The organism is Nesterenkonia sp. PF2B19, from assembly GCF_001758425.2.
GTDB lineage: Bacteria > Actinomycetota > Actinomycetes > Actinomycetales > Micrococcaceae > Nesterenkonia > Nesterenkonia aethiopica.
This window is the reverse complement of sequence record NZ_MDSS02000002.1, coordinates 111,285-129,496: the sequence shown is the minus strand read 5'-3', so window position 1 is coordinate 129,496 and position 18,212 is coordinate 111,285. Positions and strand designations below refer to the sequence as shown.

General features: G+C 69.9%; 13 protein-coding genes and 3 pseudogenes. 11 read left to right on the top strand and 5 right to left on the bottom strand.

Annotated elements, in window-relative coordinates; all coding sequences use genetic code 11:
• Nucleotides 1–206 precede the first annotated feature (206 nt).
• From BCY76_RS01190 to BCY76_RS01140, 11 genes and pseudogenes are all read left to right on the top strand, one after another.
• On the top strand, nucleotides 207–896 hold the full coding sequence (locus BCY76_RS01190) for a lysophospholipid acyltransferase family protein (protein ID WP_070158793.1): 690 nt from the start codon (nucleotides 207–209) through the stop codon (nucleotides 894–896).
• Nucleotides 889–2,910: an excinuclease ABC subunit UvrC gene (gene uvrC, locus BCY76_RS01185; RefSeq protein WP_085437065.1), complete on the top strand. Its 2,022-nt coding sequence runs from the start codon at nucleotides 889–891 to the stop codon at nucleotides 2,908–2,910. Before BCY76_RS01190 ends, uvrC begins: the two co-directional genes overlap by 8 nt.
• Nucleotides 2,911–2,952: 42 nt before the next feature.
• Nucleotides 2,953–3,846, top strand: a complete 894-nt coding sequence (gene rapZ / locus BCY76_RS01180; RefSeq protein WP_070158767.1) for an RNase adapter RapZ — start codon at nucleotides 2,953–2,955, stop codon at nucleotides 3,844–3,846.
• Between the two features lie 2 nt (nucleotides 3,847–3,848).
• Nucleotides 3,849–4,914 (top strand): annotated as a pseudogene (locus BCY76_RS01175) (gluconeogenesis factor YvcK family protein).
• A 140-nt stretch (nucleotides 4,915–5,054) separates the two neighbouring features.
• Nucleotides 5,055–6,035 (top strand): DNA-binding protein WhiA, encoded by a 981-nt coding sequence (gene whiA / locus BCY76_RS01170; RefSeq protein ID WP_070158768.1) that lies wholly within the window; start codon nucleotides 5,055–5,057, stop codon nucleotides 6,033–6,035.
• Between the two features lie 185 nt (nucleotides 6,036–6,220).
• Nucleotides 6,221–6,844, top strand: a complete 624-nt coding sequence (locus tag BCY76_RS01165) for a superoxide dismutase (RefSeq protein ID WP_070158769.1) — start codon at nucleotides 6,221–6,223, stop codon at nucleotides 6,842–6,844.
• A gap of 314 nt (nucleotides 6,845–7,158) precedes the next feature.
• Complete coding sequence (gene gap / locus BCY76_RS01160; RefSeq protein WP_070158770.1) at nucleotides 7,159–8,166, top strand: type I glyceraldehyde-3-phosphate dehydrogenase; 1,008 nt, start codon at nucleotides 7,159–7,161, stop codon at nucleotides 8,164–8,166.
• Nucleotides 8,167–8,289: 123 nt separating this feature from the next.
• Complete coding sequence (locus BCY76_RS01155) at nucleotides 8,290–9,516, top strand: phosphoglycerate kinase (RefSeq protein ID WP_070158771.1); 1,227 nt, start codon at nucleotides 8,290–8,292, stop codon at nucleotides 9,514–9,516.
• A gap of 69 nt (nucleotides 9,517–9,585) precedes the next feature.
• Entirely contained in the window at nucleotides 9,586–10,410 is an 825-nt protein-coding gene (gene tpiA / locus BCY76_RS01150; RefSeq protein ID WP_085437064.1) for a triose-phosphate isomerase, read from the top strand.
• Nucleotides 10,411–10,465: 55 nt separating this feature from the next.
• Complete coding sequence (secG, locus tag BCY76_RS01145) at nucleotides 10,466–10,717, top strand: preprotein translocase subunit SecG (protein ID WP_070158772.1); 252 nt, start codon at nucleotides 10,466–10,468, stop codon at nucleotides 10,715–10,717.
• A gap of 231 nt (nucleotides 10,718–10,948) precedes the next feature.
• The gene (locus BCY76_RS01140) at nucleotides 10,949–11,689 is read left to right on the top strand and encodes a metallophosphoesterase family protein (protein ID WP_070158773.1); all 741 of its coding nucleotides are present in this window, start codon (nucleotides 10,949–10,951) and stop codon (nucleotides 11,687–11,689) included.
• Here BCY76_RS01140 and pgl read toward each other — a convergent pair.
• From pgl to tal, 5 genes and pseudogenes are all read right to left on the bottom strand, one after another.
• Nucleotides 11,680–12,486: a 6-phosphogluconolactonase gene (gene pgl, locus BCY76_RS01135; RefSeq protein ID WP_070158794.1), complete on the bottom strand. Its 807-nt coding sequence runs from the start codon at nucleotides 12,484–12,486 to the stop codon at nucleotides 11,680–11,682. The genes BCY76_RS01140 and pgl overlap by 10 nt on opposite strands.
• Before the next feature lie 32 nt (nucleotides 12,487–12,518).
• Nucleotides 12,519–13,463 (bottom strand): glucose-6-phosphate dehydrogenase assembly protein OpcA, encoded by a 945-nt coding sequence (locus tag BCY76_RS01130; protein ID WP_070158774.1) that lies wholly within the window; start codon nucleotides 13,461–13,463, stop codon nucleotides 12,519–12,521.
• 24 nt (nucleotides 13,464–13,487) lie between these two features.
• Nucleotides 13,488–15,084: pseudogene (gene zwf, locus BCY76_RS01125) on the bottom strand (glucose-6-phosphate dehydrogenase).
• A 50-nt stretch (nucleotides 15,085–15,134) separates the two neighbouring features.
• Entirely contained in the window at nucleotides 15,135–16,775 is a 1,641-nt protein-coding gene (locus BCY76_RS01120) for a glucose-6-phosphate isomerase (protein ID WP_085437063.1), read from the bottom strand.
• Nucleotides 16,776–17,090: 315 nt separating this feature from the next.
• Nucleotides 17,091–18,211: pseudogene (gene tal, locus BCY76_RS01115) on the bottom strand (transaldolase).
• Between the last annotated feature and the right edge of the window lies 1 nt (nucleotide 18,212).

The window sequence follows — 18,212 nt, the reverse complement described above, 5'->3', positions numbered from 1 at the left end:
CGCCCGGGCGACGCCCGGGCGGAGGGTGCGGCGGCCACAGCGGCCGCTGCCCGCCCGGTGACCTGCGCGCAGGGCCGAGGCGGTGGCCGTGACGGGCCTCGCACCGGGTACACTGAACCGCGGCCCAGCACAGACGGCGCCCTGCGCCCGGCGACTCGAAGGATCAGCACGTGAGCACAGACCCCACCGCGCCCGCCCCGAAGCGCGTGGTCACCCACGATGCGATCCGCAAGGCGTTCTCCGCCTACGTGAAGCTCACCTGTCGCCCCACGATCACCGGGCTGGAGAAGGTCCCGGCAGAGGGAGGCTTCGTCGTCGCCAGCAATCACCTGTCGTTCCTGGACTCGGTGCTGATCCAGGCGATCTTCCCGCGGCCCGTGAGCTTCTTCGCCAAGGCTGAGTACTTCACGCAGCCCGGGATCAAGGGACGGGCCATGAAGATCTTCTTCGAGTCGGTCGGGTCCGTGCCGGTGGAGCGGCAGAAGAAGTCGGCGAGCGTGGAGGCGCTGCACCGGCTGGGAGACATCGCCGCCTCGGGCCACGGCGTCGGGATCTACCCGGAGGGCACCCGCAGCCGGGACGGGCGACTCTACCGCGGCAAGAACGGAGTGGGCTGGCTCGCGCTGGCCACCGGACTGCCGGTGGTGCCGGTGGGACTGAAGGGGACCGAGAACCTCCAGGCGCCGGACTCCAACCGCGTGCGTTCGGCGGCGTTCGAGATGCATGTGGGCGACCCGCTGCACTTCGAGCACATCGGCCAGCGCCATCCGCTGCCGGTGCGTCGGGAGGCGACGGCACGCGTCATGGATGCCATCGCCGCGCTGACCGGGCAGGAGCGCGTCGACACGTACAACAGCCCGCCGGCGGACAGGGACGACGCCGACGCCGATGGCTGATCCCGCCTCCTACCGACCCCGGCCGGGAGAGATCCCGACCTCGCCGGGCGTCTACCGCTTCATCGACCCGCACGGTCGGGTGATCTACGTCGGCAAGGCCAAGAACCTGCGGGCCCGCCTCAACTCCTACTTCGCCCGCCCTGAGGGGCTTCACCCCAAGACCTACGCCATGGTGCACACCGCCACCCAGGTCGAGTGGACGGTGGTCGGTTCCGAGCTGGAGGCGATCCAGCTGGAGTACACCTGGATCAAGCAGCACGCGCCGCGCTTCAACATCATGTATCGGGACGACAAGTCCTACCCGTACCTCGCCGTCACCCTGAACGAGAAGTTCCCCCGCGTGCAGGTCATGCGGGGCGACCGGCGCCCCGGCGTCAAGTACTTCGGGCCCTTCCACCCGGCCAAGGCGATCCGCGAGACCGTGGACACCATGCTGCGCGTCTTTCCGGTGCGCAGCTGCTCCGCCGGGGTCTTCCGTCGTGCCGAGGCGTCGGGCCGCCCCTGCCTGCTGGGCTACATCGACAAATGCTCCGCTCCCTGCGTGGGACGGATCAGTCCGGAGGACCACCGCCGGCTCGCCGAGGAGTTCTGCGAGGTCATGGCCGGGCGTCCCGGCCCGCACATGCGCCGCATCGAGACCGAGATGAAGGAGGCCGTCGCGGAGCTCCGCTACGAGGACGCCGCCCGGCACCGGGACGATCTCGATGCTCTGCGACGGGTCTTCGAACGCAATGCGGTCGTGCTGTCAGAGGAGACCGAGGCGGACATCTTCGCCTTCGCGGAGGACGAGCTCGAGGCGGCCGTGCAGGTCTTCCATGTGCGGCAGGGACGGATCCGCGGACAGCGCGGGTGGGTCGTGGAGAAGGTCGAGGAGACTGACGCCGCCGGCCTGGTGGAGCAGCTCCTGCTGCAGGTCTACGGGTCCATGGAGGACGCCGAGCGGATCCCGCGGGAGGTGCTCGTCCCGGAGCTGCCCGAGGATGCGGAGCAGCTCGGCGCCTGGCTGCGGCAGCGTCGCGGAGCCGCCGTCGACCTGCGCGTGCCGCGGCGTGGTGACAAGGCCGCTCTGCTCGGCACGGTCCGAGAGAACGCGCAGCAGGCCCTGATGCTGCACAAGGCCCGGCGCTCCTCGGACCTGACCACACGGTCCCAGGCGCTGCGCGAGCTGCAGGAGGCTCTGGACGCCCCTGACGCGCTGCTGCGCATCGAGTGCTTCGACATCTCGCACACGTCGGGGACCAATGTGGTGGCGTCGATGGTGGTGATGGAGGACGGCCTGCCGAAGAAGAAGGACTATCGCCGGTTCTCCGTCCGGGGGGACGCCGCCCGGGACGACACCAGCGCGATGCGGGACGTCATCACCCGGCGGTTCTCGCGCTACCTGGACGACCAGATGCGGCTCGACGCACCGGGCGGGGAGCCCGCCGTCGTCGCGGACGACGGCACGGCGACTCCTGACGCGTCGGACGTGCCCGACGCTTCTGCGGGATCCGGGCCGGTGGAGGACACGACGGTGGATCGTGAGGGGAGCCGCTTCGCCTATCCGCCGAGCCTCGTGGTCGTCGACGGCGGCCAGCCTCAGGTCGCCGCGGCCCGTGAGGCCCTCGATGCCCTGGGGATCACCGAGCTTCCGGTCATCGGTCTGGCCAAGCGGCTCGAGGAGGTGTGGCTGCCCGACGACGACTTCCCTCTGGTGCTGCCGCGCTCCTCGCAGGCGCTGTACATGCTCCAACGCATCCGTGATGAGGCCCACCGCTTCGCCATCTCCTACCACCGCAGCAAGCGGTCCCGAGAGATGACCGCATCCGCGCTGGATGAGGTGCCTGGGCTGGGGCCTGCGCGCCGGAGGGCGGTCGTGGAGCATTTCGGCTCGGTGGCACGGATCCGACAGGCCGGCGTGGAGCAGATCGCGGAGGTGCCCGGCATCGGGGAGGCCACCGCCCGACGCATCCTGGAGCACCTGGCCGACGAGGATCAGCACGGATCCGGCGCTCCAGGTCAGGCCGGGGCCTGAAGCGATTGTTGAGGGTGCCGCCGGGGACGTAGGCTTCCTCCTATGAGCGATGGACTGATCCCGGTGAAGCCTCCCGAGAACGAGCTGCTGATCGTGACCGGCATGTCGGGCGCCGGCCGCACCACCGCGGCCCATGCGCTCGAGGACCTCGGCTGGTACGTGGTGGAGGGGCTCCCCGCGGAGCTCATCGGGACGATGATGGATCTCATCGCGAGGAACCCCGGATCCGTGGAGAAGCTCGCGGTGGTCATCGACGTCCGGTCCCGCGGCCCGTTCAGCGACATGATGGACGCCCTCGGTCAGGTCCGTGCGGCGGGTCTGACCTACCGGATGCTGTTCCTCGACGCCTCGGACGAGCTCCTGGTCCGGCGCTTCGAACAGGCGCGCCGCCCGCATCCGCTCCAGGGGTCCGGACGGATCCTCGACGGCATCGTCGCCGAGCGGGACATGCTCAAGGAGGTCAAGGCCGGAGCCGAGGTCGTGGTCGACACCACGGAGCTCAACGTCCACGGGCTGGCCCGGGAGATCACCGAGATCTTCACCGACGACGGCCCGATCCAGCTGAGGCTGAACGTGATGAGCTTCGGCTTCAAATATGGTGTGCCGGCCGATGCGAACTTCATCGCAGACGTCAGGTTCGTACCCAACCCGCACTGGGTGCCGGAGCTGCGGCCGCTCACCGGACTCGACGAGCCGGTCCGCGAGTACGTGCTCGTCGACGAAGGTGCCGGCGAATTCGTCGACCGGTACGTGGAGGCGCTCAAACCCGTGCTGGAGGGGTACCGGCGGGAGAACAAGCACTATGCGACGCTCGCCGTGGGCTGCACCGGGGGCAAGCACCGGTCGGTGGCCATCTCCGAGGAGCTGGCCCGTCGGCTGGCCCAGGTCCCCAATGTCACGGTGAACACCGTGCACCGTGACCTGGGGCGTGAATGAGCATGGCCTCCTCCTTTCCGGCCCCCCAGTCGACCGGGCCGGTGCCGATCGTCCCCTCCACGGCCGAGTCCCGGGGCACCCATCCCTCGGGCCGCCGGTCGTTCCGTGTCTCGGCGCTGGGCGGCGGGCACGGTCTCTCCGCCACACTGGCCGCGCTGCGGATCATCGCGGCCGAGCACCTGACGGCCGTCGTCACGGTCGTGCGACGACGGCGGCTCGTCGGGGCGCATCCGACAGGACATGGACGTGCTGCCCCCGGGAGATCTTCGCATGGCGCTTGCGGCGCTGTGCGATGACACCGAGTGGGGGCGCACATGGGCGCAGGTCATGCAGCATCGCTTCCGCTCCCGGGACGGTGTCACCGGCAGCCTCGATGACCACGCCATGGGCAATCTGCTGATCGTCGCGCTCTGGGAGCTCATCGGTGATCCCGTCGACGGTCTGCGCTGGGCCGGGGCGCTGCTGGGCGCGCGGGGGCAGGTGCTGCCGATGTCGCGTGAGCCACTGACGATGTCCGGCCTGGTGCATCGCCCCGCCGCTGACGGGCAGGAGCCGTCAGCGCCGATGCGCGTCTCCTCCCAGGTGGAGTTGGCCCGGGCGGGTCAGCTGGGCCGGCTCACCGATGTGCGGATCCATCCCGAGGAGGCGCAGGCGTGCAGCGAGGCGGTCACGGCGATCGAACTCTCGGACTGGGTCGTGTTCGGCCCGGGGTCCTGGTACACCTCGGTGCTGCCGCATCTGCTGCTCGAGGATCTGCGAGCGGCCCTGTGCGAGACCGAGGCGAAGCGGTGTATCGTGATGAACCTCACAGCTGACACCGATGAGACCGTCGGGATGACGCCGGCGGATCACCTCGAGGTGCTGATCGACCATGCCCCTGAGCTCCACGTGGACCGGATCATCGCCGCCCCGGACTCCGTGCGCACGGACGACCGTGCCGCCTTCGAGCAGGCGGCGGCGCGGCTCGGGGCGCGCGTGGGCTATCACCGGGTGCGCAAGGAGGATGATCCTGAGGTCCATGACCCGCTCCGGCTGGCGATCGCCTTCGACGAGGTCTTCGGCTCCTGACGGGCGAGGGCGCGGGTCGCCTTGGGGGTCGGGGGAGTCGCGCGGATCACACCCTCGACGCCGTGCCCAGAACCATCCAGTAGCATGTCGGAGCCCGATGCCGTGCTCACTGCGACAGAAACCACCGGAGGAACGTTCATATGGCGCTGACCGAATCGGTCAAGGAAGAGCTCTCTCGCCAGGAGGTCTCCACATCCTCTGAGCGCAAGGCCGAGGTCTCGGCCATGCTGCGGTTCGCCGGCGGACTGCACATCATCTCGGGGCGCATCGTCATCGAGGCGGAGCTGGACCATGCGGCGACGGCGCGCCGCCTGCGTGCCGCGATCGCCGAGGTCTACGGACACTCCAGTGAGATCATCGTGGTCTCCGGGTCGGGCCTGAAGAAGGGCAGCCGCTACGTGGTCCGGGTGGTCCGCGAAGGCGAGGCCCTGGCGCGACAGACAGGCCTGCTCGACGCCCGTGGTCGCCCGGTCCGAGGGCTTCCTTCGGTCATCGTCAACGGGTCGGTGGCTGATGCGGTCGCGGTCTGGAGGGGCGCGTTCCTGGCTCACGGATCGCTCACCGAGCCGGGGCGTTCATCCTCGCTCGAGGTCACCTGCCCCGGACCGGAGGCCGCGCTGGCGCTCGTGGGCGCCGCGCGTCGCCTGGGACTCACGGCGAAGGCCCGCGAGGTGCGTTCCGTGGATCGCGTGGTGATCAGGGACGGCGACTCGATCGCCCAGCTGCTGACCCGCATGGGCGCCCATCAGGCCCTGCTGGTGTGGGAGGAGCGACGCATGCGCAAGGAGGTGCGGGCCACGGCGAACCGGCTGGCGAACTTCGACGACGCCAACCTCCGGCGGTCGGCGCAGGCCGCCGTCGCCGCGGGAGCCCGGGTGCAGCGGGCGCTGGAGATCCTCGGCGACGAGGCTCCCGAGCACCTGAAATATGCCGGTGAGCTGCGCCTGCAGCACAGGCAGGCATCCCTGGATGAGCTGGGTCGGCTCGCGGAGCCGCCCATGACCAAGGACGCCATCGCCGGACGCATCCGTCGTCTGCTGGCGATGGCCGACAAGCGGGCGCAGGAGCTGGATGTGCCAGGCACCGAGGCCAACGTCACTCCTGACATGCTGGAGACCTGAGGGGCGTGGCCCCGCGATAATTAGGAATGCCTAAATCTTTCTCTCGTGAGGAAGTTTCCTCCCGTGGTGAACATCGGCTGTCATAGTCGGTAACCCCTTATGCGTTCTGGGTCGGAGTCATAGGATTGAGGGCGAGCGGGGCTCGACGCCCCGGCCCGATGAATCCCTGCTGCAAGGAGCACCGCATGGCTGAGTACACGCTTCCTGAACTCGACTACGACTACGCCGCGCTGGAGCCGCACATCTCCGCGCGCATCATGGAGCTGCACCACTCCAAGCACCACGCGACCTACGTCAAGGGCGCCAACACCGCGCTGGAGAAGCTCGCTGAGGCCCGGGAGAACGGCGACTACGGCACGACGCCGAAGCTGCTGAAGGACCTGCAGTTCAACCTCGGCGGGCACACCAACCACTCGATCTTCTGGAAGAACCTCTCTCCGGAGGGGCAGGAGCGTCCGCAGGGTGAGCTGGCCGCCGCGATCGACGAGTACTTCGGCTCCTTCGAGAAGTTCCAGGAGCAGTTCACGCAGGCCGCGCTCACCATCCAGGGCTCCGGCTGGGCGATCCTGGCCTTCGAGCCGATCGGCGGCAACCTGGTGATCGAGCAGTTCTACGACCAGCAGAACGGCGTCCCCGTGGCGACCGTCCCGCTGCTGATGCTGGACATGTGGGAGCACGCCTTCTACCTCGACTACCAGAATGTGAAGCCGGACTACGTCAAGGCGTTCTGGAACATCATCAACTGGGAGGACGTGGCGCGCCGTCTGGAGGCCGCACGCTCCGGCGCGGCTTCGCTGATCACTCCGTGACTCAGTGCCGGGATGCTCGCCCGGCGCCCCTGTCCTGAGGTCCACATGTCGGACTCATGCCGATCGGCTCACACACGATGCGCTGACATGTGACAGAATATGAGCTGATAATTCAAGACTGCGTTCTACGGACAACCTGAGAACAACGATGTTGTTGGGGGTCAGTGGCACTGGGTGAAGACCCGGGCCGCTGATCCCCAACGTGTTTCTCGGGGCCGTTCCGCCGCCCTCGGCCGCGCGGGACGACAGCACGCAGGATCCGCACCTCATCGGTCCGCCGACCCGGCGGACGGAGAAGTCAAGGAAGGGAACCCATGGCGACGAAGATCGCGATCAACGGTTTTGGACGAATCGGCCGCAACGTGCTGCGTGTGATCGAGGACCAGGGCCATGACCTGGAGCTCGTGGCGATCAATGACCTCACCGAGCCCGGCCAGCTGGTCAATCTGACCAAGTATGACTCCGTCCTCGGCCGTTTCCCCCAGGACGTCTCTCTCGACGGCGATCACCTCGTCGTCGGTGACCGTCGGATCCGTCTTCTCTCGGACCGCGACCCGGCCAACCTGCCGTGGGGAGAGCTGGGCGTCGACGTCGTCCTGGAGTGCACCGGGTTCTTCACCACCAAGGAGACCGCCGGCAAGCACATCGAGGCCGGCGCCAAGAAGGTCATCGTCTCCGCCCCGGCCAAGGGCGTCGACGCGACCCTGGTCGTGGGCATCAACGAGGACACCTTCGACGCCGCGAACCACACCGTGGTCTCGAACGCCTCCTGCACCACCAACTGCCTGGCCCCGCTGGTGAAGGTCCTCAACGACGAGTTCGGCATCGTCGAGGGCCTGATGACCACGGTCCACGCCTACACCGGTGACCAGCGCCTGCACGACGCCCCGCACAGCGACCCGCGCCGGGCCCGGGCGGCCGGCGTCAACATGGTTCCCACCTCGACGGGCGCTGCCGCCGCCATCGGCGCGGTCATCCCCGAGGTCGACGGCAAGCTCGACGGCTACGCCGTGCGTGTCCCGGTGATCACCGGATCCGGCACCGACCTCACCGTCACCGTCGAGAAGGACGGCGTGACCCCCGAGGACGTCAACGCGGCCTTCAAGAAGGCCGCCGAGGGCGAGCTGGCCGGCATCCTGGCCTACAACGAGGACCCGATCGTCTCCTCGGACATCGTCGGAGACTCGCACTCCTCGATCTTCGACGCCCCGCTGACCAAGGTCATCGGCCACACGGTGAAGGTGTTCTCCTGGTACGACAACGAGTACGGCTACAGCTCGCGCCTGGCCCAGCTGACCGTGCATGTCGGCTCGAAGCTCTGACACGCCCGCTGCCGCAGCTGACGACTCAGTGACCGAGGCCCCGCCTGCCCGACCGCCTGCGCGGACGTGGTCGGCGGGGCCTCGGCCGTTCCGCCCCTCCGACCGATTGGTACTCTGAACCCCATGACTGCCTCCACACTGGACACCCTGCTGGCCGACGGCGTCTCCGGACGCCGCGTCCTGGTCCGATCGGACCTCAACGTGCCCCTCGACGGCGCGACCGTCACCGACGACGGCCGGATCCGTGCCTCCCTGCCGGTGCTCGAGAAGCTCGCCCAGGCCGGTGCCAAGGTGCTGGTCACCGCCCATCTCGGCCGCCCGAAGGGCCAGGTCGACCCGCAGTTCTCGCTGGCGCCGGTCGCCGCCCGCATGGCCGAGCTGAGCCGAGTTCCTGTGCGCCGTGCCGAGGATCTGGTCGGCCCGTCCGCGCAGGAGAACGCCGCCGAGCTTCCCGACGGCGAGATCCTCCTGCTGGAGAACGTGCGGTTCGACCCCCGCGAGACCTCCAAGGACGACGCCGAGCGGTCCGCGCTGGCCACGGAGCTGGCCGCCCTGACGGGGGAGGACGGCGTCTACGTCAATGACGCCTTCGGCGCGGTGCATCGGCGTCACGCCTCGGTGGCCGACATCACGGAGCAGCTGCCCGCCTACCAGGGAGACCTGGTCCGGGACGAGCTGGTCGTGCTGGAGCGGCTGACCGAGTCCCCCCAGCGGCCGTACACCGTGGTTCTCGGCGGGTCGAAGGTCTCGGACAAGCTGGCCGTCATCGAGAACCTCATGTCCCGGGCGGACACGCTGCTGGTCGGCGGCGGCATGGTGTTCACCTTCCTGAAGGCCCAGGGATACGGCATCGGGAACTCTCTGGTGGAGGACGACAAGCTGGAAACGGTCCGCGGCTTCCTGGCCGCGGCCGAACGCCACGGCTGCCGGATCGTGCTGCCGACCGACATCGTCATGGCCTCCGCGTTCTCGGCCGACGCCGAACACGAGGTGCTTCCCGTCGAGACGCTCGAGTCAGGGGCTCACGGGGCGGCCGCGCTGGGCCTGGACATCGGGCCGGAGACCGCTGAGGCGTTCTCCCGCGAGATCGCCGACTCCAACACCGTGTTCTGGAACGGCCCCATGGGCGTGTTCGAGATGGAGGCCTTCGCGGCCGGCACCGCCGCAGTGGCCCGCGCGCTGACCGAGACCGAGGGCTTCACCGTGGTCGGCGGCGGAGACTCCGCGGCCGCCGTACGCAGCCTGGGCTTCGAGGAGGCCGCCTTCGGCCACATCTCCACCGGCGGCGGCGCGAGCCTCGAGTACCTGGAGGGCAAGTCCCTGCCGGGCATCGAGGCTCTGCAGCGCTGAGCGCCCAGCCTCACCGACCCCACCACATATCCGTCGCTGGACTCCACCGCTGGAAGGATCACCTGACTCATGACCGCTCAGAAGGACGGGCAGTTCGTCCGTCGCCCGCTGATCGCAGGCAACTGGAAGATGAACATGGACCATATGCAGGGCATCGCCCTGGTCCAGAAGCTGGCGTGGACGCTGGATGACGCAGGACACGACTACGAGCGTGTCCAGGTCTCCGTGTTCCCGCCGTTCACCGATCTCCGCGGCGTGCAGACCTTGGTCACGGGAGACAAGCTCTCCCTGGACTACGGCGCCCAGGATCTCTCGGAGCACGACTCGGGAGCCTACACCGGAGACATCTCCGGTCAGTTCCTGAGCCGCCTGGGCTGCTCCCAGGTGCTGATCGGGCACTCGGAGCGCCGGGAGGTCCACGGCGAGGACGACGCGCTGCTCAACCGCAAGATCCGCGCCGCGCTGCGCCACGATCTGGCGCCGGTGCTGTGCGTCGGCGAAGGGCTTGAGGTCCGGCAGGCGGGGGACCACGTCTCCCACACGCTGGCGCAGCTCGACGGCGCCCTGGAGGGGCTCACGGCCGATGAGCTCGGCGAGCTCGTGGTCGCCTATGAGCCGGTCTGGGCCATCGGCACCGGTGAGGTCGCGGGACCGGAGGACGCGCAGGAGATGGCGGCCGCGGTCCGCGCGCACCTGGCCGAACGGTATTCCGCAGAGTTCGCCGACGGCGTGCGGATCCTCTACGGCGGCTCGGTGAAGGCGAAGAACGTCGCCTCGATCCTCGCCGGGACCGACGTCGACGGTGCGCTGGTCGGCGGTGCCAGCCTCGAGGCTGAGGAGTTCGCCAACATCGTCTCCTTCGAGAAGCACGTCGACACGGGCCACGCGGGCTGAGTTCCCGCGTTATCCTGGTAGCTGCTGAAACCTCCACCGTCCACGAAAGGCCGCTGTGTCTGCACTGACCATCGCTCTCCAGGTCCTCCTGGCCGTCATCAGCCTGCTGCTGATCCTGCTGATCCTGCTCCACAAGGGGCGCGGCGGCGGAATGTCTGACATGTTCGGCGGCGGTGTGACCTCCTCGCTGGGCTCGTCCGGCGTGGCGGAGCGGAACCTCAACCGCCTGACCATCGCCCTCGGTGTCTCCTGGGGCCTGATCGTCGTGGCCCTGGGTCTGCTCATCCAGGTCAACGTGGACATCTGATCCTCCGCTGAGCCGTCCTCCGGGACCGCGCGGGATGGGGCCCGTGACTCGACCGTCCGGTCGGGTCACGGGCCCCATCGCGTGTCCGGACGATTCGTCATCACGCTGACGGGACGCGTTCATCCTGCCGTCACCATCGGTGGACACCATAGGGGGATGCCACGAGACCTGCTCACCTCCCAGCGACCGGCAGGTGATGGCTCAGCGCCCCCGCGTCGGGAGGAACGCCTCGTGGTCCACCTCAGCGATCTGCAGCTGGGAGCACCCGGTACGGACGCTCTGGGGTCCTTGGAACTGCTGGTCGAGGATCTGAGCCGGGAGGATGGCCCCGGGCGACGGGCCGATGCGGTCATCATCACCGGGGACCTGGTGCACCAGGGGACAGCCGAGTCCTATCCGATGCTTGCGGCGGCGCTGCGGTGCGTGGAGACGCGACTGGCGGCTCCCGTGCTGTGTGCTCTGGGTGACCATGACGACGCCATCGCAGCCAAGGCGATCCCGTCGTTGCGTGCTGGGTCCTGGACGGTGCACCGTCTGGGCCCGCTGCGGCTCGTGCTGCTGGACAGCAGCTCCGGACGCCTGGGGGAGGCTCAGCTGCGCTGGATGCGACGTCGACTCGCCACGGACGCGCCCTGGGGAAGCGTCGTGTGCCTGCACCATCCACCGGTGGCGACGTCCCTGGCCTCCCCGCCGCCGTACCCGTTCCCCAGGAACGGCGCGGCGGACGCACTGAGGGCGGTGGTGGCCGACGCCTCGGCGTTCACCGAGGCCTTGGAGGGCACCGACACCCGGGTGGTGCTCGCCGGGCACGGGCGCCACGCGCTCATGGGAGAAGTCGCCGGGGCGGGCCTCCTGGCGGCTCCGTCGTGGGCTCGCCAACGGCAGTACGTCGTCGTGTCGATGTCGTCCGGATGCTGGTCGGCGACGGTGCGCACCGTGGGGGCGGACCGGACCATCGAGCCTCAGGTCTGAGCGTGCCCCGCGGCGGCGCGGTCCACGTGCCAGATGGTCTCACGGGCACCACGGGCGTTCTTCGCCGGGATCTCGGTGACCTCCGTGGTCTCGTCTGCTGCGCGGCGGACGGCCTCGGCCTTGTCCTGGCCGGCGACGACCAACCACACCCGCTCGGCGCTGTGGATCGCGTCGAACGTCAGAGACACCCGGGGCGGCGGTGGCTTGGGGGAGTCGTCCTCTCCCACAGTGGTCCGGCCCGTCACCTGCAGAGCGGCCTTGCCCGGGAAGAGGCTGGCGATGTGCCCGTCGGGCCCCACGCCGAGCAGGATGACGGCGAACCGCGGGAGGTGCAGCCCCGCACGGCCTCCCTCAGGGGCGTGGAGGGCAAGCTGTTCCGCATAGAGCTCAGCCCCCTCCCGCGGGGAGGCGGCGTCCTCCGAGGACGGCATCCGGTGGATGTTGGCCGCCGGGAGGCCGTGCTCGGCCACCAGCAGGTCCAGCAGGGCCTCGTCGGCCTGCTGCGCGTTGCGCTCCGCGTCGCCGGCCGGGAGCAGCCGCTCGTCGCCCCACCAGAGGTGCACCGCGGAGAGGTCAAGTCCTTCGGCGGCTCCCGAGCGGAAGAGCCGGGCGGCCTCGACGAGGGTGCCGATGCCTGCACCGCCGCCCGTGAGCGCCACATGGGCCGCGCCGTCCTCGGCCACGGTGCGGCGCAGCAGATCGATCAGACGCTCCGCCACGGCCCGGCACAGCGAGTCCTTGTCCTCGAAGAGCTCGGTGCGGGGCGCTGCGGCGGCGGTGTTCAGGGGCACGGTCATGGAGGCGGCCTCTCTGCTGGGGTGACGGGGCATCAGATCGCGGACTGCTCCACACAGGCGCGCAGGTCGGTCTCGGGCAGGCCCCGGGTGAGGACCTCGCCGAAGACCTCGTCGGCGTCGAGCCGACGCATCTCCTCGGACAGGCAGTCCTCCAGCGTACGGTGCGGCAGCGGCACCCGTTGCACCGGGGCATCCTGGAGGTGCAGGGACGCGATGTCCCCCACGGGCCGGGAGAGCACGACGTCGCCGTCGGGAGTGTGCAGCCGCACGGCGCTCAGTCCCCGGTCCACCGTGTGGCGGGTGAGCGTCACCGGCACACCGAGGGCCAGCTGCAGCCAGGCGGCCAGCAGCGCCGAGGACGGCAGCTCCGGGGCCGCCTCCACGGTCGCGCCGGTGACGTGCTCGGGGTCCATCGTGTCCAGGATGCTGGCCAACTGGATGCGCCAGCCGGTGATCCGCGTCCAGGCGAGGTCCGAATCGCCGTCGTGATAGCTGCGGGCCACCGTGTGCAGCGCCTCCAGCGGACGGGAGGCCCGCGCGGTGTCGGTGATGCGACGGTGCGCGATCCGTCCGATGGGTGTGCGGCTCACGTCCTCCGGGATCTCGTCGGCCCACCACGCCACGATAGGAGCATCGGGCAGCAGCAGCGCGGCCACCATCGACTCGTTCTGCTCGGCCAGCTCACCGGAGGCGCGCAGCACGATGACCTCGGAGGCTCCGGCGTCGCCGCCCACGCGGATCTGGGCGTCCAGCCGGGTGTCGCCCGCGGCGTCGCCGGTGGCGAGCACGATGATGCGGCACGGATGCTCCCGGGAGGCCAGGTTGGCCGCCGCGATGGCCGGCTCCGCGTTCTCCTCGGAGGCCAGGATCACCAGCGTCAGCACCCGCGTCAGCGCGACGACGCCGCCGGCCTCCCGCATCTGGTTCAGCTGCTTGGACACCTTGGAGGTGGTGGTGTCCGGGATGTCAACGATCACAGGTCATCTCCTCGTCTCGCGCGCCTACGGCCGGCGCCAGGTGCGTCCATCGCGGGCCAGCAGCTCGTGGGCCGACGCGGGCCCCCAGCTGCCCGGAGCGTAGGGCTCCGGCTGCTCGTCGAGGGAGGCCCAGTGCTCCTCGAATGGGTCGAGGATCTTCCAGGACAGCTCGACCTCCTCGTGGCGGGGGAACAGCGGAGGCTCGCCGAGCAGCACGTCCAGGATGAGCCGTTCGTAGGCCTCCGGACTGTCCTCCGTGAAGGCGTGGCCGTAGCCGAAGTCCATGGTCACGTCACGGACCTCCATCTGAGTCCCCGGCACCTTGGAGGCGAAGCGGATCGTCGCGCCCTCGTCCGGCTGGACCCGGATGACCACCGCGTTCTGGCCGAACTCGTGGTCGTCGTGGTCCAGGAACAGCAGATTGGGTGCCCTCTTGAAGATCACCGCGATCTCGGTGACCCGGCGCCCCAATCGCTTGCCGGCACGCAGATAGAAGGGCACCCCGGCCCAGCGGCGGGTGTTGATGTCCAGCTTCAGCGCCGCGAACGTCTCGGTCCTGGACTCCGGGTTGAAACCCTCCTCGTCCAGGAACCCGACGACCTTCTCGCCGCCCTGCCAGCCGGAGGCGTACTGCCCGCGGGCCGAGGCGGCGCCGAGGTCCTCGGGGAGGGTGACGGCGGCCAGCACCTTCTCCTTCTCCGCGCGCAGGTCGCGCGTCGAAGGAGATCGGCTCCTCCATGGCCGTGAGCGCCAGCAGCTGCAGCAGGTGGTTCTGGATGACGTCGCGGGCCGCGCCGACGCCGTCGTAGTAGCTGGCACGTCCGCCGATGCCGATGTCCTCGGCCATGGTGATCTGCACGTGGTCCACGTGCTGGGCGTTCCAGAGGGGTTCGAACAGCTGGTTGGCGAAGCGCAGGGCCAGCAGGTTCTGGACCGTCTCCTTGCCCAGGTAGTGGTCGATGCGGAACACCGAGTCTGAGGGGAAGACCTTCTCCACCACGCGGTTCAGCTCCCGGGCGGAGGCCAGGTCGTGGCCGAACGGCTTCTCGATGACCACTCGGCTCCACGGCGTGGAACGCCCGTTGCGGGCGGCCGTCTCCTCCTGGCGGGAGGCGAGGCCATGGGCGGAGAGCTTCTCACAGACCACGTCGAAGGAGTTCGGCGGGATCGACAGGTAGAAGGCGTGGTTGCCTCGGGTCCCGCGGGACTCCTGGACCTCCCGCAGCGTCTCGCCCAGGCGGGCGTAGGCGTCGTCGTCGTCGAATCCTGCGGCCGGGACGAACCGCAGCCCCGCGGAGAGCTGGTCCCACACCCGCTGGTCGAAGCTGGTGCGCGCCGAGGCCTTCACATGGTCGAGGACCTCGGCGGCGAACTGCTCGTGGGTCCAGTCTCGGCGGCCGAAGCCCACCAGGGAGAAGCTCGGCGGCAGCAGTCCTCGGTTGGCGAGGTCGTAGATCGCCGGCAGCAGCTTCTTCCGGGCCAGGTCACCGGTGACGCCGAACATCACCATGGCGCTGGGCCCGGCGATGCGGTTCAGCCGCCTGTCGCGGACATCGCGCAGCGGATTGCCTCCGCGGGAGGTGCGGCTGCTGCGCGGGGTGCTCCGAAGGGTCGGATTCATGCGAGCTCTCTCTGTGTCTCTCCTGGTCAGGGCAGGATCTGGACCGTGGGTCAGGACAGGGCGTCGACGGCGTCGAGCACCTGCTGGAGCCCGGCGGCGCGGTCGGTCAGATGCAGCTGGAGCACCGGCATCCCGTGACCGGCCAGCACCTGGGCGTCACCGGCCGCCTGGGCGCCGATGAGCTTCTGCAGGGTGAACGGCCGGCCGGGGACCTCGAGGTCCTCGGCGGTGTCCGCAGTGATCTGCAGGAAGACGCCCACGTGGGGGCCGCCCTTGTGGAACTGGCCCGTGGAGTGCAGGAAGCGCGGCCCCCAGCCGAAGGTCACGGGTCGTCCGGTGTGGGCGGCGAACTGCGCGCGCACATCTTCCAGACGCGCCTCGGAGGTGCGGTCCAGGTACGCCATGACGGCCACATAGCCGTCCCCGGGCACCTGCGCGAGCAGGCCGCGCAGGGCGGAGCCCAGGTCCTCGCCGACCGGTGCTCCTCCGGCGGTACGGATCTCCACGGCACCGCAGGTCACGGCGTCGCCGGCTTCAGGCGCGGGGGAGTCCAGCAGACCGCGGGCTGCGGTCTTGGCGGACTCCACGTCAGGCTGGTCGAAGGGATTGATGCCCAGCAGTGCCCCGGCGACGGCGGTGGCGACCTCCCAGAGCACGAACTGCGCCCCCAGGCTCCCGCCGGTGCGCACGACATGCGGGGTGACGACGGTGTCCGCGGTGTCGCCGTCCACCGAGGAACCCTCCTCGGCGTCGGCGTCGACGATCTGCACCACGAGCACGTCGTCCAGCTCGCGGGTGAGCTCCGGCTCGCCGTCGGAGACGATCACCGGCAGCACGCCGGTGCCCTCCTTGCCGGTGGACTCGGCGATGAGCTGCTCGATCCATGCGCCCAGGCCCACCAGCGGGGAGCCGGCGTCGGTGATGACCAGCTTGTTGCGCAGCGGCTGGGTGCCGCCGATCGCGGAGCCGAGCTGCAGCCCCGGGTTGGCGTCGTCGTCGCCTGCCAGGACCGTGAAGGCCTCCTCGGCGTCGTCGAGGAGGGCCTCGATGTCGGCGCCGGCCAACCCGGAGGGGACGAGGCCGAAGGCGGTGAGGGCGGAGTAGCGACCCCCGACGGTGGGATCGGCCTCGAAGACCGCCCGCACCCCGTCGGCCGCCGCGGACTCGGCCAACGGGGAGCCGGGGTCAGTCACGACCACGGTGCGGGAGGCGGCGTCGATGGCGGCCGCGGCGAACGCCGCGGAGACGATCCGGCGCTGCGAGTCGGTCTCCACGGTGGAGCCGGACTTGGAGGAGACCACCAGCACGGTGCGCTCCACAGCCGTGCCGACGACGGCGGCCACGTGCTGCGGGTCGGTGGAGTCCAGTACGGTCAGCTCCACCCCCTCGGTGGCGCAGATGACTTCGGGGGCCAGCGACGATCCGCCCATGCCGGCCAGCACCACACGGTCGACTCCTTCGGCGGCGAGCTGGTCACGCAGCTCGGCGATGCGGGGGAGCAGCTCCCGGGAGTCGGCGAACAGGGACACCCAGCCGAGACGCTGCGAGGCCTCGTCCTCGGCGGCCGCACCCCAGAGGGTGTGGTCCTGGGCGGCCAGACGGCTGGCGAACTCGTGGTCGATCAGTCCAGGGACCTGGGCGTCCACGGCGTCGCGGGCGGCCCCGCGCAGGGTGAGGGAGAGCGAACTCATGGTGTGCATCCTTTCGAAGCGGAAGCTGCCGGACGGGTTCGGGGAGTGCCCTCGCCGGCGCGGGCCGCTGACGGGAGCCCCGGAACGGCCGACTCCGCGTCAGCGAGCGTCGGCGAGGGTCAGAGGTGGAGCGGGGAATCAGGGGTGGAGCAGGAGGAGGCGCTGTGGCTGCGGCGCCGGGTCTCGTGGAGCAGAGGCTGGTCCGCGGCGAGCGGACGCCGTGGGGCGGGCCGGGGGACCGGCCCCGTGGCCCGGGAGACGCCGCGGTCTGCGGCGTCTCCCGGGCGTCCGGGGACGGTCGAGTCCGTGGGAGGGTCAGGCCACCACGCGACGCAGACCCGCGTCGATGGTGCCCAGCAGGCCTTCCCAGGACTGCACGAACTTGTCGAGCCCCTCGGTCTCGAGGGTGTCCACGACGTCGCGGTAGCTGATGCCGGCCGCGGCGATGCCGTCGAGGACCCGGTTGGACTCCACGTAGGTGTCGGTCATCGTGTCGCCCTCGACCACGCCGTGGTCGGCCAGCGCCATGAGGGTCTTCTCCGGCATGGTGTTGACCACGCCGGCGGCCACCAGCTCGGTCACGTACAGCGTGTCCGAGAGGTTGGGGTCCTTGGTGCCGGTGGAGGCCAGCAGCAGGCGCTGGGGGCGCGCGCCGCGATCCGCCAGCAGCTGCCAGCGCTCGGAGCTGAACGACTCGCCGGCGATCTGGTGGGCCAGCCGGGCATTGGCGAGTGCCGCGGCGCTGCGCAGCTTCTCAGTGCCCGGCTTGCCCTCCTCCGCAGCCAGCTCCAGACGCTTGTCCACCTCGGAGTCGACGCGCGAGACGAAGAAGGAGGCCACGGAGTGGATAGTCGAGATGTCCTTGCCCTCGGCGTGGGCCTTCTCCAGTCCGAGCATGAACGCGTTGATGACCGCGCGGTACCGCTCCAGGGAGAAGATCAGCGTGACGTTGACGCTGATGCCCTCGGCGAGCACTGCGGCGATCGCTCGATGCCCTCCACCGTGGCGGGGATCTTGATCAGCACGTTCTCACGCCCGACCGCCTCCGCGAGCTCCTTGGCCTGCGCGATGGTGCCCTCGGTGTCGCGGGCGAGACGGGGGTCGACCTCGATCGAGACCCGGCCGTCCACGCCGTCGGTGCGCTCGTAGACGCCGGCGAAGACGTCGCAGGCCTGGCGCACATCGGCGGTGGTGATCTCGAAGACGGCCTTCTCCGCATCGGCGCCGGCGGCGGCGAGCTCGCTGAGCTGCTTCTCGTAGGCCTCGCCCTTGGCCAGAGCGTTCTCGAAGATCGTCGGGTTGGTGGTCACACCGACCACGTGGTGGCTCTCGATGAGCTCGGCCAGCGAGCCGGAGTCGAGACGCTCGCGGGAGAGGTCGTCCAGCCAGATGGAGACGCCCTGGTCGGAGAGCGCCTGGGTGTTCGGGTTCGTCATG

Coding starts and splice junctions, on each gene's coding strand:
- uvrC (WP_085437065.1), top strand. CDS start 889: ATGGCTGATCCCGCCTCCTACCGACCCCGGCCGGGAGAGATCCCGACC.
- rapZ (WP_070158767.1), top strand. CDS start 2,953: ATGAGCGATGGACTGATCCCGGTGAAGCCTCCCGAGAACGAGCTGCTG.
- whiA (WP_070158768.1), top strand. CDS start 5,055: ATGGCGCTGACCGAATCGGTCAAGGAAGAGCTCTCTCGCCAGGAGGTC.
- BCY76_RS01165 (WP_070158769.1), top strand. CDS start 6,221: ATGGCTGAGTACACGCTTCCTGAACTCGACTACGACTACGCCGCGCTG.
- gap (WP_070158770.1), top strand. CDS start 7,159: ATGGCGACGAAGATCGCGATCAACGGTTTTGGACGAATCGGCCGCAAC.
- BCY76_RS01155 (WP_070158771.1), top strand. CDS start 8,290: ATGACTGCCTCCACACTGGACACCCTGCTGGCCGACGGCGTCTCCGGA.
- tpiA (WP_085437064.1), top strand. CDS start 9,586: ATGACCGCTCAGAAGGACGGGCAGTTCGTCCGTCGCCCGCTGATCGCA.
- pgl (WP_070158794.1), bottom strand. CDS start 12,486: ATGACCGTGCCCCTGAACACCGCCGCCGCAGCGCCCCGCACCGAGCTC.
- BCY76_RS01120 (WP_085437063.1), bottom strand. CDS start 16,775: ATGAGTTCGCTCTCCCTCACCCTGCGCGGGGCCGCCCGCGACGCCGTG.